Annotated in this window: 11 protein-coding genes; 4 read left to right on the forward strand and 7 right to left on the reverse strand. The window is 68.2% G+C overall.

Features of this window, described 5'->3' with window-relative positions; translation table 11 throughout:
• The first annotated feature begins 175 nt into the window (after positions 1-175).
• Complete coding sequence (locus tag D7X99_RS11615; RefSeq protein ID WP_121777833.1) at positions 176-382, forward strand: hypothetical protein; 207 nt, start codon at positions 176-178, stop codon at positions 380-382.
• Positions 383-445: 63 nt separating this feature from the next.
• Here the strand turns inward: D7X99_RS11615 and D7X99_RS11620 are convergent, their stop codons facing one another.
• From D7X99_RS11620 to D7X99_RS11650, 7 genes are all read right to left on the reverse strand, one after another.
• Complete coding sequence (locus D7X99_RS11620; protein WP_121777834.1) at positions 446-2,077, reverse strand: pyruvate dehydrogenase complex dihydrolipoamide acetyltransferase; 1,632 nt, start codon at positions 2,075-2,077, stop codon at positions 446-448.
• Between the two features lie 6 nt (positions 2,078-2,083).
• Positions 2,084-3,070 carry a pyruvate dehydrogenase complex E1 component subunit beta gene (locus D7X99_RS11625; RefSeq protein WP_120594201.1) on the reverse strand — a complete coding sequence of 329 codons (987 nt, stop codon included), beginning with the start codon at positions 3,068-3,070 and terminating at the stop codon, positions 2,084-2,086.
• Between the two features lie 54 nt (positions 3,071-3,124).
• Positions 3,125-4,252 (reverse strand): pyruvate dehydrogenase (acetyl-transferring) E1 component subunit alpha, encoded by a 1,128-nt coding sequence (gene pdhA / locus D7X99_RS11630; RefSeq protein ID WP_121777835.1) that lies wholly within the window; start codon positions 4,250-4,252, stop codon positions 3,125-3,127.
• A gap of 132 nt (positions 4,253-4,384) precedes the next feature.
• The gene (locus D7X99_RS11635; protein ID WP_121777885.1) at positions 4,385-5,152 is read right to left on the reverse strand and encodes a hypothetical protein; all 768 of its coding nucleotides are present in this window, start codon (positions 5,150-5,152) and stop codon (positions 4,385-4,387) included.
• Between the two features lie 45 nt (positions 5,153-5,197).
• Complete coding sequence (locus tag D7X99_RS11640; RefSeq protein ID WP_121777836.1) at positions 5,198-6,781, reverse strand: hypothetical protein; 1,584 nt, start codon at positions 6,779-6,781, stop codon at positions 5,198-5,200.
• Between the two features lie 101 nt (positions 6,782-6,882).
• Positions 6,883-8,355 (reverse strand): MFS transporter, encoded by a 1,473-nt coding sequence (locus tag D7X99_RS11645; protein ID WP_121777837.1) that lies wholly within the window; start codon positions 8,353-8,355, stop codon positions 6,883-6,885.
• A gap of 83 nt (positions 8,356-8,438) precedes the next feature.
• A complete protein-coding gene (locus tag D7X99_RS11650) occupies positions 8,439-9,119 on the reverse strand; it encodes an NUDIX hydrolase (protein WP_014398172.1) in 681 nt (226 codons plus the stop codon).
• A 232-nt stretch (positions 9,120-9,351) separates the two neighbouring features.
• Between D7X99_RS11650 and D7X99_RS11655 the strand changes: the two genes are divergently transcribed.
• From D7X99_RS11655 to D7X99_RS11665, 3 genes are all read left to right on the forward strand, one after another.
• Positions 9,352-11,646, forward strand: coding sequence for a bifunctional UDP-sugar hydrolase/5'-nucleotidase (locus D7X99_RS11655; protein WP_233613303.1), 2,295 nt, complete (start codon positions 9,352-9,354; stop codon positions 11,644-11,646).
• Positions 11,646-13,628: a hypothetical protein gene (locus D7X99_RS11660; protein ID WP_121777839.1), complete on the forward strand. Its 1,983-nt coding sequence runs from the start codon at positions 11,646-11,648 to the stop codon at positions 13,626-13,628. The genes D7X99_RS11655 and D7X99_RS11660 overlap by 1 nt, the downstream gene beginning before the upstream one ends.
• Positions 13,629-13,729: 101 nt before the next feature.
• Positions 13,730-15,262 carry a hypothetical protein gene (locus D7X99_RS11665; RefSeq protein WP_169826105.1) on the forward strand — a complete coding sequence of 511 codons (1,533 nt, stop codon included), beginning with the start codon at positions 13,730-13,732 and terminating at the stop codon, positions 15,260-15,262.
• Positions 15,263-15,327 lie beyond the last annotated feature (65 nt).

Raw genomic sequence — 15,327 nt, forward strand, 5'->3', positions numbered from 1 at the left:
AAGTTAAGCAGCGAACCGCCCCGCCTGCCGACCTTTTTTCGCCGTCCGAAGAGAGTCAGGCAGGCAGGCGCTCTGCCCCTCCATCCCACCGGGTGGCCACGCCAGCGTGGGCATCCCACCGTACCGCCACGGAAGTCCCATCCACACCCCTGACCTCAGGGAGGAGTGACGCACCATGGCGAACAAGAAGAACGAGGACGTGAAGCCGGTGAAGCACGTGGAAGCCACGCGTCCGGAGCCGTGGCCCGGCATCCAGGGCCGCAGCAAAGAGCACGAGGAGGACCTGGAGACGGGCACGCGCCGCGCGGAACAGGCGGACGTCACGGAGGCCCAGCGCAAGTTGGAGAAGGACGTCGAGTCGGACGAGCCGACGCGGGAGTAGTCCAGGCCAGGCCCCGCCCCCGTGCGTGTCACACGGGGGCGGAGGCGGCGGACCGCTCGACCGCTAGAACAACAGCCGCGAGGGATGCTCCAGGAGCCCCTTCAGCTCGCGGAGGTACTCCGCGCCGGTGGCCCCGTCGATGACGCGGTGGTCACCCGACAGCGTCACCGTCATCATCTTGCGCACCGCCAGCTGGCCGTCACGCACCACGGCCTTCTCCGCCACGGCGCCCACCGCGATGATGGCGGACTGGGGCGGGTTGATGACGGCGATGAACTGGTCGATGCCGTACATGCCCAGGTTGCTCACCGTGAGCGAACCACCCGTGTACTCGGCGGGCTTCAGCGAGCGCTTGCGGGCGCGCTCCGCCATGTCGCGGGACTCGGCGGAGATGGCCTGCAGGCCCTTGAGGTCCGCGTCGCGGATGATGGGGGTGATGAGCCCATCCTCGATGGCGACGGCGATGCCCACGTCCACGGTGCCGAAGTGCAGCACCTGGTCGCCCTGGAGCGACACGTTCATCTTCGGTGAACGGCGCAGCGCGATGGCCGACGCCTTCACGATGATGTCGTTGACGGACACCTTGAGGTCCAGTGCCTTGGCCTCTTCGCGGATCTTCACCGCGGCGTCCATCTCCACCTCCACCGTGAGGTAGAAGTGCGGCACACCGGGCTTCACTTCCGACATGCGCTGGCCAATGACCTTGCGCATGGAGGACATGGGCACCGCCTGCGGCTCCGGACGCGTACCGAAGGCGCGAACCTCCGGCTGCGCTCCGGCCTTCTTCGCCGCCGGCGCCGGAGCCTTCGCCAGGCCCTGGCCCAGCGCCTGCTCCACGTCGCGCTTCACCACGCGGCCCAGCGGGCCCGTGCCGCGCACCTGGCTGATGTCCAGCCCGCGATCCTGGGCCATGCGCTTCGCCAGGGGGCTGGCGCGCAGCCGGCCGCCAGCGCCACCACCGGCTGCCTGAGCCTGGGGCTCGCGGCGCAGCGGAACGACCTGTCCTCCGGCGGGCGCGGACGGAGCCGCGGCGGCGGGGGCCTTCGGAGCCTGGGGCGCGGCCGCCGGAGCGGAGGCCCCGGCCTTGGCGCCCTTGGGCGTGAGGAACGCGATGGGCGCGCCGACCTTGGCCATGTCGCCATCGCGCACGGTGATGCGCGCGAGCGTGCCGTCGTCGTACGCCTCCACCTCGAGGTTGGACTTGTCCGTCTCCACCTCGGCGATGGCGTCCCCGGAGGAGACCTTGTCCCCCTCCTTCTTCAGCCACTTGACGATCTTCCCCTCCGTCATTGTCGGAGAGAGGGAGGGCATCAGGATGGCAATCCCCTCGCCCGCGCCGCTGGCGGCGGGAGCCGGTGCCTGCTCGGGAGGCTTCGGGGCTGCGGGGGCGGCGGCCTTGGGGGCCTCCGTCTTCTGGGGCGCCGGAGCTGAAGGCGCGCCACTGGTGGCCTTCTCACCCTTGGCGCCGAGGAAGCCGATGGGCGAACCCACCGCGGCGACCTCGCCCTCGGGCACGGCGATTTGGATGAGGTAGCCGTCGTCGAAGGCTTCCACCTCGAGGTTGGACTTGTCCGTCTCAACCTCGGCGATGGCGTCTCCGGAGGAGATCTTGTCTCCCACCTTCTTCAGCCATTTGACGATCTTCCCCTCCTTCATCGTCGGGGAAAGGCTGGGCATCTGGATGGGCGTCGCCATACGCGTTCAGGCTCCCTCGCGGTACAGGACCTTCTTGATGGCAGCGATGATCTTGGGCGCGTCCGGCTGGGTCGCGTTCTCCAGGTTCGCCGCATAGGACATGTTCACATCCAACCCGGTGACGCGCACGACGGGCGCGTCCAGGTCGTCGAACGCCTGGGACTGGATGAGGTCCACCACGGACGCGCCAATACCGGCCAGCGCCCAGCCCTCCTCGCAGATGACCACGCGGTTCGTCTTGCGCACGCTCGCGAGGATGGCCTCCTCGTCCAGGGGCCGCAGGGTGCGCAGGTCGAGCACCTCCACGCTGATGCCTTCCTTCGCCAGGGCCTCCGCGGCCTCCATGCAGAAGTAGTACATCCGGCTCCAGGTGATCAGCGTGACGTCCGTGCCCTCACGCTTCACGTCCGCCTTGCCCAGGGGGACGATGTGCTCACCTTCCGGCACCTCGCCCTTGATGGCGTAGAGGCGCTCGCCCTCGAACATGACCACCGGGTTCTCGTCCCGGATGGCGCTCTTGAGCATGCCCTTGGCGTCCGCCGGGGTCGCCGGGGCAATCACCTTCAGGCCGGGGAAGTGCGCGTAGTTGGCCTCCAGCGACTGGCTGTGCTGGCTGGAGAGCCGGCCGCCCGCGCCGCCCGGGCCGCGGAACACGATGGGGCAGCGCAGCTGGCCGCCGCTCATGTGACGCAGCTTGGCCGCGTTGTTGACGATCTGGTCCATCGCCAGGATGGCGAAGTTCCAGGTCATCATCTCCACCACCGGGCGCAGACCCACCGCCGCCGCGCCCACGGAGAGACCCGTGAAGCCCAGCTCGCTGATGGGCGCGTCGATGATGCGCGCGCTCCCGAACTTGTCCAGCAGGCCCTGGGACACCTTGAAAGCGCCGTTGTAGCGGCCCACTTCCTCGCCAATGAGGAACACATTGGCGTCGCGCTCCATCTCTTCGGCGAGCGCCTGGTTCAACGCTTCGCGATACATCAACTCGGGCATCGTCGGCTCCGAACTCGAATCTCGAAAGGGTAGTGGCTTGAGGGAACGTGGGCGCTAGCGGATCAGGCCCGCCTTCTTGTCCGCCTGCTCGGCCTCTGCGCGGGGCTCCAGGTCCCACGTCACCTTCAGCTCCTGGCCCGTCGGGTACTTCGGCCAGTTGGTGACCTTCACGCCCAGCACGCGCTCGCGCGGGCGCACGTCCTGCTCGCCCTCATCCACGATGGTGTCGCGCCACAGCTCTTCCACGCTGGGCTCGGGCGACTCGTCGGCGAACTTCACCGCCGCGTCCACCGCGCGCTTCTCCTCTTCCTCGATGGCCTCGAAGTCCGCGTCGGTGAGGTTGAAGCCCTGCTTCATCGCGAACTCGCGCAGCTTCGGGATGGGGTCGCCCTTGCGCTCTTCCTCCACCTCCTGCTTGGTGCGGTAGTTCGCTGGGTCCGCCATCGAGTGGCCGCGGAAGCGGTAGGTGTTCGCCTCCATCAGCACGGGGCCCTTGCCCGCGCGGCAGTACTCGGCGGCGTCCTTCACCGCCTCGTACATCTTGAGGACGTCCATGCCGTCCACCGCTTCACCGCGCATGCCGTACGCGGAGGCGCGCTTGTGGATCTCCGGCACCGCGGACGTGCGCGCGATGGCCGTGCCCATGCCGTAGCGGTTGTTCTCGCAGATGTAGATGACCGGCAGCTTCCACTTCTGCGCCATGTTGAAGGTTTCGTGGAACGCGCCCTGGTTCGCGGCCGCGTCGCCGAAGAAGCACACCGTGACGCGGTCCTCGTTGCGGTAGCGCGCCGCGAAGGCCATGCCCGCCGCGAGCGGAATCTGCCCGCCGACGATGCCGTAGCCGCCGTAGAAGTGGTGCTCGATGTCGAAGATGTGCATCGAGCCGCCCTTGCCCTTGCTGTAGCCAGAGCCCCGGCCGAACAGCTCCGCCATGACCATCCCGGCGTCGCTGCCACGCGCCAGCGGCTGGCCGTGGTCGCGGTAGGCGGACAGCATGTAGTCGTCCGGGCGGATGGCCTCGTTGCAGCCCACCGCCACGGCCTCCTGGCCGATGTAGAGGTGGCAGAAGCCGGCGATCTTCCCCAGCGTGTACTGCTGGCCGGCTCGCTCCTCGAAGCGGCGCAGGAGGTACATCTTCCGGTACATCGTCAACAACAGGTTCTTCGAGTACGCGCTGGCCACCGCGGCATGCCTCCGTCTGGGCCGCCCCTTGAAGACCCGAGGGGGAAGGGCGGCGAACGCCGTGCGCCTCTTAGCGCGCGGCCAAGGGACTTCCAAAGCCTTTCAGAAACCGTCGTCCACCGTGCCTTTCTTTCAGGCGCGGTGCGTCACGTCCTCCATGGAGAAATGTGGCACCGACACGATGCCATCCTTCAATTCCACGGCCCGTCCCGAGTGGTCCGTGGCCAGGTGGATGACCGTCGCCTCCGGGAAGCGGTGACGGTAGTCATTGGCGTGCGTGGGTTCATTGTCGAACGCCGCCACCACGGTGCCCATGCGGCCCAGGCGCGCGTGCGCCTCGCGCTTGAAGGCGTCGTCGTTCTCCGCGAGCGTGGGCTTCATGACCAGATGCACGCGCCCATCCGCGCCGGGCGGCGTCACCATTCCGCAACGCGCGAGGCATGACACGGTGCCTTCACGCATCGCTTCATGGCGGCCCGTCAGGTAGACGACCTGCGCGCCCGTGACGGCCACCGCCTGCGTGAAGGCGGCCGCGCCGTCAATCGCCTCGTCGGAGACGCAGTAGGCGCTGGTGAAGAAGCGCTCCTGCCAGAAGGCGCGCGCGTCCGCATAACGCTGCTCCACCTCCGCGTCCTCCATGCCGCACGCGCGCATGGCGGCGCGCATGTCCCAGCCGGTGTCCCAGTGGCGAGGCTCGCACACGGAGAGCAGGCTCAGCGACCGCGCGTCACCGTACTCGCGAAGGATGCGCGCCTGGCGGGGCCGGTTGTCGAAGAGGGTGGAGTCCAGGTCGAACGCCAGGACCGCCTGGGGGCCGAGCGAGCGGGCCTTCTCCAGGATGCTTCGGAGCGTGTCGCGCCAGTCCGGCCGCACGCGCTGCTTGAGATCTTCAAATGCCATGGACGCCGGAAGATACATGCCCCCGGCGCGAGGCTGGCCATCAAATCACGCGCCCTGCCGCAACGCGGCCGGCCGGATGGGCAGCGACCCCGCGGGCTCCGAGGCCTCCACCGGAGCCTCTGGCGCCCGGGCGAAGTTCTGCATGCGCTGGATGCCGTTGCGATCCAACACCAGGCGGACCAGCTGCGCGGATTCATGACGCACGCCGTCCTCCATCACCGTGAAGCGGAAGACCAGGTCCACCGGGTAGCGCTTCGCGCCGCGGATGTGGCCCACGGAGAAGTCCTCCAGGTCCACGTACTCCAGCGCGAACTCCGGCTCGTCCATGTCGCGCAGGAAGCGCCCCACGTTCAGCCGGAGGATGTCCGTGACGCCCGTGAGGCCGCGCTCGGAGCGGGGCAGCAGGCGCGCGTCCAGCACGATGCGCTTCTGGTAGCGGATCACGGCTTCCGACAGCTCGCCCTGGGACACGGTGAGGAAGTCGTCCTGCAGCCGGAGCGACGACACCGCCTTCGGCACCTTCACCGCCGCGCCGTAGTCCACGCGCTCCTCGCAGATGCCAATGGCGCGCGCCGTGACGGGGTCCACCAGGTCCGTGGTGCGGTCGTACAGGTGCGTGGCGGCCACGCGGCTGAACATGCGCCGCAGCCCTTCCTTGATGCGGTCCTTCATCATGTAGCCGACCACGGCCACCAGGAAGAAGTTGAGGCTCACCTGCGTGAAGCGGACCTGCGCCCAGAGCGCCACCGACGTGGCGAAGGCCATGGCCACGCCCGCCGCGATGGCGAAGAGCACCTCCTCCCAGCCCTGCCGCCGCTGACGGCGGCGCGAGGACAGGAAGAGCACGTTCATGCAGAACTTCTTCAGGAAGCCCAGCCGCTGCATGTACTCCTCGTTGTCCCCGGTGGGGCTCAACACGGAGCGCAGCCGGTGCTCCTTGCGATACGACTCCTCGCGCAGCACCGCCTCCATCAACCCCTTGCGCAAGGGCAGCCACGGCCCCGTGCGCGGCAGCGCGTCCATGTCCGCCACCGCGCGGCGGAAGAACTGCTCCACCAGCAGGCTCACGTACTCGTCCACCAGCCGCAGCGACGCGCGCGTCTTCTCCTGGAGCTTCGCCTCACCGGTGGCGCGCAGCCACGCTCGGAAGCGCTCCAGCACCACGGGCACCGACTCGCCCGCCTGCCGCACCACCGCCTCCAGGTCCACCCTTCCCGCCTCGCCCGTCTTGGCCTCACAGCGCGTCTCCACCGTGGTGGCGAACCTGCGCAGCGCGCCGCGCAGCACGCACGAGAAGAGCTTCGCCTGGTAGACGACGTCCGCCTCCGGAGCCAGGCCAATGCGCTGCCACGCCTCCAGCTTCACCAGCGGCGAGCCCTCCGAGGACAGGAGCTCCCCCAGCCCCATCACCGGCGTCTTGAAGCGCACGTAGTTGTGGATGTCCGCGTAGAAGTCCGCGCGAGGGTACGTCTCCGCGTCGATGTTCAGACTCGACGGCAGGAAGAGGTAGGCCTCCACCAGGTAGCGCGTTTCGTCCGCGCTCGTGGGCTGGTACTCGAGCTTGATCTCGAACTGCTTGCGGTCGTGGACGTCGAATCGGCTGTGGAGCGCTTCAGGTGCCTGGGACACGGACGCCAGTCTATGTCACAGGCCTGTCACACGGGAGTCACCCTCACTTCGGGGCAGTAGAGCGTCCGGGGTGGCACACCGGACGCCCTTCTGCTGGAGCCTCAACCGTTGGTGCCCGTACGAGAAGAAGACGCGCCCGGCACGGCGCCCGGGACGACGTCGCCCACCGGAAGGGGCGCCGCCTTGGGCTGGGGCTTCGCGTTCCACACCCGCGTCGCCAGCACCAGGCCCACGACCGCCAGCGGCAGCATGGCCAGGGGCCAGGGCTTCCAGTTGGCGGGGTCCTTCATGGCGTCGCCAGTGGGCAGGATGGCCCCGTAGACGAGCGCGTGGATGGCCGTGCCCGCGTACACCGCGCCGTCGATGATGCCCACGACGATGCCCGCGTTCTTCTTGCCGCCGAAGTCCATGGTGGCCGTGCCGGACAGCATGCCGTGCACGCCGATGACGCACAGGGACATGAACACCACGGACCAGCCGGCGCCCGGCGTCCCCAGGAGGAACACCGCGCCGACAGCGCCCAGGAGCAGGCCCCCGTAGAGCACCGCGGACACGGGGCCCCGGCGCGAGTCGAAGATGCGGTCGCTGATGACGCCCGCGAACATGCCGCCCAGGATGCCGGCGACGCACGACAGCATGCCCCAGTTGGAGGCCACGAAGCCGCCGGACTCCCCAATGGCCTTGGCGTACTTGGGGAACCACTGCATCACCGCGTTGCGCAGGAAGCCGCTGCAGAACTCCACGCCCAGGATGATGAGGATGACGCGGTTGCGCAGCAGCTTGCCGAACATCTGCGGCACGGTGAGCGCCGGGCCCGTCTCCCCGCTGGACGCGTCCGCCGTGTCGAAGTCCGGGTGGCCCGTCTGCGACGGCGTGTCGCGGATGACGAAGAAGTCCACCACCAGGAAGCCCAGGAGCAGCGCCGCGGGCACGAAGAACACCCACCACACCGGCGCCGCGTCCGCGATGAAGCGGCACCAGTCGAACGCGAAGTACAGGCCCAGCGAGATGAGGATGCCGAACACGCCGCCCAGCTGGCCGCGCTCGCGCACGTGGAACCACGACGCGTTCACCTTGACGATGGAGACCGCGCCGAAGCTCTGGAAGTACATGTTCACGCTGTAGAGGAACGCGAGCCACGCCACCACGCCGCCCGGAGGGGCCCAGCCGTTCTTCAGCACCGCGTACACCAGACCGCCCATGGCGATGTTCGCCACCGCGCTGCCACCCGCGGACAGCAGGATGGTGAAGCGGCCGCCCAGCTTGTCCGTCAGCGGGCCATTGAGGAGGAAGGCCGCGCCGTAGGTCAGCGTCCCCCAGAAGAAGATGGTGGCGAAGTCCGCGTTGGACGTCTGCGCGCCCATGGCGCTGGTGGCCACGTTGACGTTGTAGCGCCCCATGTAGAGGAACGCGTACGTCAGGCCCAGCGGGAACCAGTTGAAGAAGCGGCGGCGGCGGAACGCATCGGTGTGCCCCAGCTCCACCTTCGGCAGCCGTGAGAGCACCAGGCCAATGGCCCCGAGCAGGATGACGATGGGGAGCAGCTGGGCCAGCCACGGGGGCAGCGACGACATGCGACGAACCTCGCCTGCAGGAGGAAACGGAACGGGGCAGCACCCTACCCCGTCCGTCCTCACCCCGGAAACAGCAAGCGGCGTCAGGAAAGCCGGGCGAGCAGCCGCGTGAGGGACACCTCCGTCTTCGCGTCCGCGATGTCACCCCGGCGGCACGCGTCCAGCACCGCGCTCAACGGCCGCCACTGCAGGTGGATGCCCTCCTCTAGAGGCGAGCCGTCTCCCTCCACCTCACCCTGCGCCACGCCGGTGACGTCCACCGCGGCCGGGAAGACCTTCTCCGACAGGATGCCCGGCGCGAGGAAGAACGCGCCGCCCAACAGCTGGATGTCCTCCGGCCGCACCGTGTAGCCCGCCTCCTCCTTCACTTCTTCCGCCGCGCGGCGGCGAAGCCCCTCCTCACCTTTGTCAGCGGGCTCCAGCAGCCCCGCGACGATTTCCTCCACGCGCAGATGGCTCACCGTGTCAGGCACGGTCATGGACGCGGTCTGCTCGCGGCGGAAGTACGCCGCGGGGCGCAGGTTCATCCGCGTCAGGACTTCCACGTTTCCATCCGACGCACGGCGGTAGATGAGCACCGACACCGCGTCCAACCGGGGCCGGTCCACCACATCCACCCGGTACACCGGAGACGACGAGCCATCCGCGCGCCGGTTGCGGCAGCGCAGCCGACGCACTCGGAGGAAACCTTCGTCACAACGCGCCGTGGCGGAGAAATCCTCGATGATCTCGATGTCAGTTACATTGGAACTGCTGGGACGCATGTCTGCCTGCTCTCCTGGTGTCCTGGTAGGTGGAGGTGCCACGGTGGCGTTGCTTGCCCGTGCACCCTTGATCCCGTAGGTTGCGCCGTCCTCAAGTCGTCACTCTCTACGAATCACGGATCCGCCACGAATGTGTCGCGCACTGCTCGGCCTCTTCTGCGCCTGCGCCCTGGCCCTCGCCTCGTGCATGCCTGTGCTGGAAGGCCAGGATTACCACCTTGAAGGTCAGGAGGTGCGGCTTACCCTCCTCCATACCTCTGACATCCACTCGCGGCTCGTCCCGTACGACTTCACGCCGCTGAAGACGGACCAGGACCTGGAGCTCATCCCGGAGGCCGGTCCCTTTGGCGGTGCCACGCGCATCGGGTCCATCCTCAAGCGCGAGCGCGCGAAGGGCGACCGCGTCCTGCACCTGGACTCTGGAGACTGCTTCCAGGGCGCGCCCATCTTCAACGTGAACACGGGCGAGGCGGAGTTCCGCTTCCTCTCCGAGACCCGTCTGGACGCCGCCGTGGTGGGCAACCACGAGTTCGACGCGGGCGCCCTCAACTTCGTCCAGAAGGCGCGCAACTTCGCCAACTTCCCGCTGCTGGCCGCCAACTACTACTGGGACGACCCGAAGACGACCGGCACCAACGGCGCCTCCATGGTGACCGCCCCCTACAGCATCCGGACGGTGAAGGGCCTGCGGGTGGGCGTCATCGGCATGGCGAACATCTCCTCGCTCAACTCCATCGTGGAGGGCGGCAACAGCCTCCAGGTGACGCCGCTGGAGCAGAACGAAGCCGCGCGCGCCTACGTGGAGCTGCTGCGCCCGGTGACGGACCTGATTGTCATCGTCAGCCACCTGGGCCTCACCGAGGACCAGGATCTCATCCAGGGCTACGAGGGCTATTATGAGTACGGCCGCGCCAAGCCCTTCATCAACCGCGCGCACGACGCGTGGAAGGTGCTGGAGTGGTTCGGGCCGGAAGGCAACGACAAGTCGGTGGTGCGCGTGCACATCGCGGGCGTCACCGGCATGGACGTCATCCTGGGCGGCCACCTGCACGTGGTGCTCAACCCGCCGCAGCTGGTGACGGACCCCGCCGGCCGCAAGGTCGTGCTGTCGCACTCGGGCGCGTTCGCCAAGTACGTGGGCCGCCTGGAGCTGGTCGTGAAGATGCCCAACCAGCTGGGCGAGGGCGAGGGCGCCGAGGTCGTCAGCCAGGACTACCACGCGTTCCCGGTGGACGCGCTCTGGTGCAACGAGGCGATGCGCAAGTACCGCTTCGACGACAACATCTTCTGGGACCCGGGCGAGTTCATCAACGCGCCGGGCGTGCGCGAGGCCATCGCCGAGTGCGGCCGTCAGGAGGACGCGCAGGTGACGGACCTGCTCATCCCGTACCTGCTGGGCATGGACGTGAAGCTGCAGCTCACCTCCATCTTCTCCTACGCCCCCCTGGACGTGCAGCGGCGCAACAACTCCAACGGCGGTGACTCGCCGCTGGGCAACATCGCCGCGGACTCCATGCGCAAGCGCAACCGCGTGGAGGCGGAGATGGCGCTCACCAACTCCCTGGGCATCCGCGACAACCTCTACGCGGGCGTGGTGACGCAGGAGGCGATGTTCAACGTGTTCCCCTTCGAGAACACCATCAACATCATGTACCTGTCCGGCGCGGAGATGCAGGAGATGTTCGACTTCGTCACCGAGCGCTCCGCGGAGCGTGGGTGCGTGAGCCAGGCGCAGGTCTCCGGCGCCCGCTTCACCATGGACTGCGCCCAGGTGCAGCTCAACGACCTGCGCGTCGCGTGCACCCCGGCCACGGTGGCCACCGCCTGCCCCCAGGAGAACCGCGAGGGCCACGCGCCCTGGCAGTGCCTGGAGGACACCGCGGGTTCGCGCTGCTGGGCGCACCCGGGCATCAACATCGAGATCAACGGCAGGCCGCTGGACACCAACGGCACGTACAAGGTCGCGGTGAACGACTACATCGCCAAGGGCGGCTCCGGCTTCACGGTGCTCAAGCGCAACACCACGCGCATCGAGACGGGCATCAGCCTGCGCGACTCGCTCATCGGCTACATGCAGGGCTTCTGCAACTGCGACGACCTGCTCAACGGGCGGGAGACGTCCAGCAACGGCACGCGCTGCGGCTCGCTGGTCGGCGGCAAGTGGACGGTGGATGAGAAGACGCTGAACTCCTGCAAGGTGTCCAAGGCCTTCGAGGAAGGGCTCGACAAGACCGTGGGCAGCTGCTCGTGCCGGGACCTGCTCAAGGTGACCGACAACGCGCAGGAGCAGCCGGCGGCCATGGCCCGGTGCGGCCTGGCGGACACGACGAAGCAGGCGGCCCTGGAGCAGTGCGCGCTGCCGCAAGGCCCCTACACCGGCCGCTGCACCTGCCGGGACCTGCTGACGGGGAACAACCCCACCTGCGGCAACGTGACGAGCCAGCTGCGTTCATTCTGTGAGAAGCCCACAGCCATGCCCATCGCGAGCGCCATCGAGGATGGCCGCATCGGGCGGAGGGTGAAGTAATGAAGCGACTCTTCCTGCTGTCCACGCTGGCCCTGGCGGCCGGCTGCTACACGAAGGAGTCCGAGGAGCCCACCGGACTCACGTCCTTCCGCGTGGAGGTGACGAGCATCACCACCGGGGGCTCCGCCGCGACGCTGCTGCCGGTGGTGAACGCCTGCGCCGGGAAGTATGGCAACGACCAGGCCGCGGTGCCTCCTGAGGTGCGTGGCACGACGGACTGCCCCTACACCCTGCCCCGGTCGAACGTGGATATCGGTCTGTCCATCACCGCGCTGGACGGCACCGGCGGGGAGATGACGACCTTCAACGGGCCGGTGTCCTTCCGGGTCATCCCGGGCGACCTCACCGGTGAGTATGGCCAGCGCTGGACGCAGCTCACCAACGGCAAGGGCACCGGCACCGTGCGCGTGGCCCACCTGTACGGTGAGACGCACGTCTGGGTGCAGGACCAGGACCTGGAGCTGGTCTACGCGGACGGCGGCGTCGTGGGCGACCTGTCCCAGCTGCCCCAGGAGCCGGCCACGCGCACCCTCGCGACCGGCCTGTCCCAGGGCATCCGGTTCGAGGAGCCCTCCCTCGCCACCATCAACCTGCCCGAGAACGGCTCGGAGACGAGCGTCTTCATCAAGCAGTTCATGCGCGTGGGCCGCAATCCGGAGTCCGGCGAGCCGCTGACGCAGAACTGCGACCCGTCCGACCCCAACAACGGCAAGCAGATGATGCTGCTGGTGACGGGCACGGACTCCAGCGGATTCTACGTCACGGACATGACGGCCTGCCGCGTGCTGGAGAAGAGCGTCACGGGCGCGAACGTCCAGACCGCGGAGCCGGATGGCTTCAACCCGGGCCGCTTCAACAGCATCTACATCTACAACTACTCCTTCCCGGAAGGGCTGGACTCCGGCGACCTGCTCTGGACGCTGTCCGGCACGGTGGCGGAGTTCACCAACACCACGCAGATGAGCTTCCCCGCCTGGACGCTGCGGGAGAACGTGCGCCTGCTGCCGCAGGACCAGTGGAACAAGTACCTGGACCAGGTGCCGCCCGTGGAGATCAACGGCCGGCTGTGCGGCTACAGCGGCTCGCCGTACCTGGACGACATCCTGTGCGGCTACAGCTACAAGAACTACAAGATGGAGAGCCTGGAGTCTTCGCTGGTGAAGCTGCGCCGGGTGAAGTTCCCCAAGGTGTTCCGCAACTGCGACGCCAACGGCAACAACGACATGCCCATGTTCTGCCCGGTGGGCAGCACCTCGTCGCGCACCTGGCAGAACTGCTTCGAGGAGCCGCCGGATGATCCGGACCTCCCGGAGCGCCAGTGCGTCATCGACTGCGCGTTGGGCATTGGCGAGTACGCCGGCACCATCTGCGCGGAGAAGACGACGTACACGAGCTTCGGTCAGTTCGTGGTGGAGATGAACGCCACCGGTCCCGCGTCCATGGGCATGGACGAGTCCGTCCCCAACCGCATCATGAACGTCAACGTGGGCACCACGCCCGTGCGGCCGGACAAGGCGCTGCCCCTGGGCTACCGGATGAACATCATCTGCACCCAGCCGGTGCACGCGCGCTTCGGCGCGGTGAGCGTGACGGCGGACCAGACGGACACGCTCATCGCGGCCAACACCCGCTTCGAGTACACGCTGAAGGGCTCCGAGGTGACGGTCGCGCTGGTGCGCGACGCCGCCGCCACGGCCAACGCCGCGTGCAAGGTCGCTCCGGACACGCGCTCGCGCATCAGCCTGCAGATCAAGGACGCGGTGCCGGACCTCAACCCGGACTGCAACGAGAACGATGCCGACGCGGCGAAGGCGCTCCAGTGCAAGCAACTGCGCGCGGCCACCTTCGACGTCGTGGGTCACCTGAAGCACGTGGGCCCGGCGCGTCCGCGCTGGAACGTCCTGCCGAGAGACCAGGACGACCTGTGCTGCTACCCCGGGCCCGGGATGGAGTGCCCGAAGCCCATCAAGCCGTGCCCGTAGTCGCCATTCACCTTTGATTTGAGCAGTCGCATTGCGCGCCCCGGCGGTAAGCCGGGGCGCTGGGAGGAGCGGTCTCCCCCGGACCGCTTCCTGGAGGGAATTTGAAAACGTTGCAGACGCTGGCCCTGGCGGGCCTGACAACCCTTTCCGCGCCCGCTTGGGCCGGGGACTTCGTGGACACCCGTTTGTCGTTCGTCTTCGCGGACGACAACGTGCTGGCGGGCGCGGGAGAGACCACTCCCAACAGCCCGAACGCGCGCTTTGGCGCGGGCAACCAGAACACGCAGTTCTACGACAACTTCAACACCCGGTTCTCCGGCTTCGAGTCGCTGTCGAACGTCGTGCTCTACAAGCGCATGCCGGCGTTCTTCGAGGGCCTCACGACGGAGGCGGCCCTCACGCTGCTGGTGCTGGAGCGCCCGTCTGGTGGTGTCGACATCCTCGACAACTCCAGCTACGTGCGCCTGAACTACCAGCCGCCGGGCTGGGGTGAGAAGGAAGGCATCTCGCTCACCGGCTTCCCGGTGTCCGCGGACCGCTTCCGTCTGGGCTACGCGTACCGCATCTCCTGGGGCGGCAGCTCCATCTTCACCAACCGCGCGTCCGCGGCGGGTGTGCCAGGCGCCAAGTTCCAGGTGACGCGCGACCGCTGGTACGCGTACGTGGGCGGCAAGACGGCGCTGGTGCTCAACGACCTCATCCTGGAGCAGGAGACGCTCTACGGCGTGATGGCCGGCGCGGGCTGGGACGTCCTGGAGACGCTGCGCGTGGAGGCCGGCGGCGGCTACTTCCAGAAGGGCATCGTCCCGGGTCTGGCGAACCAGTCCATCGAGGCGGGCGTCAACTCGGCCGGCGTGTCCGGGCAGATCGTCTACCACGTGGGCGTGCCGGTGGGCACGAGCGTGGACTTCCGGCTCTACAAGAACGACCCGGAAATCTACCAGCGCTTCTTCGCGCCGGAGACGTACCCGGGTGGCCTGTCCTACTCCCTCTCGCTGGAGGGCAGCTACCTCACGCAGACCCTGCAGGACCCGGACAAGTTCGGCGCCACCAAGCCCCAGGGGGCCGTGGCGCTCGCCTTCCAGGGCCGCGCGAAGCTGAACCGGTTCCGCTTCAACGCGCTGGCGCTGGTGCGCAGCCTGTCCTTCATCCAGTTCGACGTGCCGGGCTTCCCCCCGTTCCAGGACTTCCCCACGGGCACGGTCCTGAAGCCTGAAGTCTTCGGCGCGCTGGGCGTGGACTACAACATCGAGAAGCTGCACCTGACGCCGGGCTTCATCATCGGCGCGCAGCAGCCGGCGTCCTTCCGCAGCCCGGTTCCGCTCGTGGGCGGCAGCAACCCGCCCCCCAGCCTCACCGGGACGCGCACGGTCGTGGTGCGTGACGCCAACCAGCTGAGCATCCTGCCCAGCACCTGCGGTGGCACCAGCGCCTGCGATGCGGAGCTCATCTGGTCCGCGAAGGCCACCTTCCGGTGGGACCTGTCGGAGACGGTCGCGGCCGTGGGTGAGGTCTACTACACGTACGACACCAACCGGACCACGTTCGAGGACGACGTGACGGGCATCGCGCAGCCGAACTTCGAGAAGCCGCACGCGCTGGGCTTCAACACGCTGCTGCAGGCGCGCTTCTAGGCCGCCCTGCCCTCTTCGGGCAGCTTCGTGGGGCCCGCCGTGCATCACGGCGGGCCCTTCGTGTT

Source organism: Corallococcus sp. AB032C, assembly GCF_003668935.1.
Taxonomy (GTDB): domain Bacteria; phylum Myxococcota; class Myxococcia; order Myxococcales; family Myxococcaceae; genus Corallococcus; species Corallococcus exiguus.

What these genes read in the sequence shown, in the direction of transcription:
- D7X99_RS11645 (WP_121777837.1), bottom strand. Translation starts at nt 8,355, where the DNA reads ATGTCGTCGCTGCCCCCGTGGCTGGCCCAGCTGCTCCCCATCGTCATC.
- D7X99_RS11625 (WP_120594201.1), bottom strand. Translation starts at nt 3,070, where the DNA reads ATGCCCGAGTTGATGTATCGCGAAGCGTTGAACCAGGCGCTCGCCGAA.
- D7X99_RS11620 (WP_121777834.1), bottom strand. Translation starts at nt 2,077, where the DNA reads ATGGCGACGCCCATCCAGATGCCCAGCCTTTCCCCGACGATGAAGGAG.
- D7X99_RS11660 (WP_121777839.1), top strand. Translation starts at nt 11,646, where the DNA reads ATGAAGCGACTCTTCCTGCTGTCCACGCTGGCCCTGGCGGCCGGCTGC.
- D7X99_RS11635 (WP_121777885.1), bottom strand. Translation starts at nt 5,152, where the DNA reads ATGGCATTTGAAGATCTCAAGCAGCGCGTGCGGCCGGACTGGCGCGAC.
- D7X99_RS11650 (WP_014398172.1), bottom strand. Translation starts at nt 9,119, where the DNA reads ATGCGTCCCAGCAGTTCCAATGTAACTGACATCGAGATCATCGAGGAT.
- D7X99_RS11615 (WP_121777833.1), top strand. Translation starts at nt 176, where the DNA reads ATGGCGAACAAGAAGAACGAGGACGTGAAGCCGGTGAAGCACGTGGAA.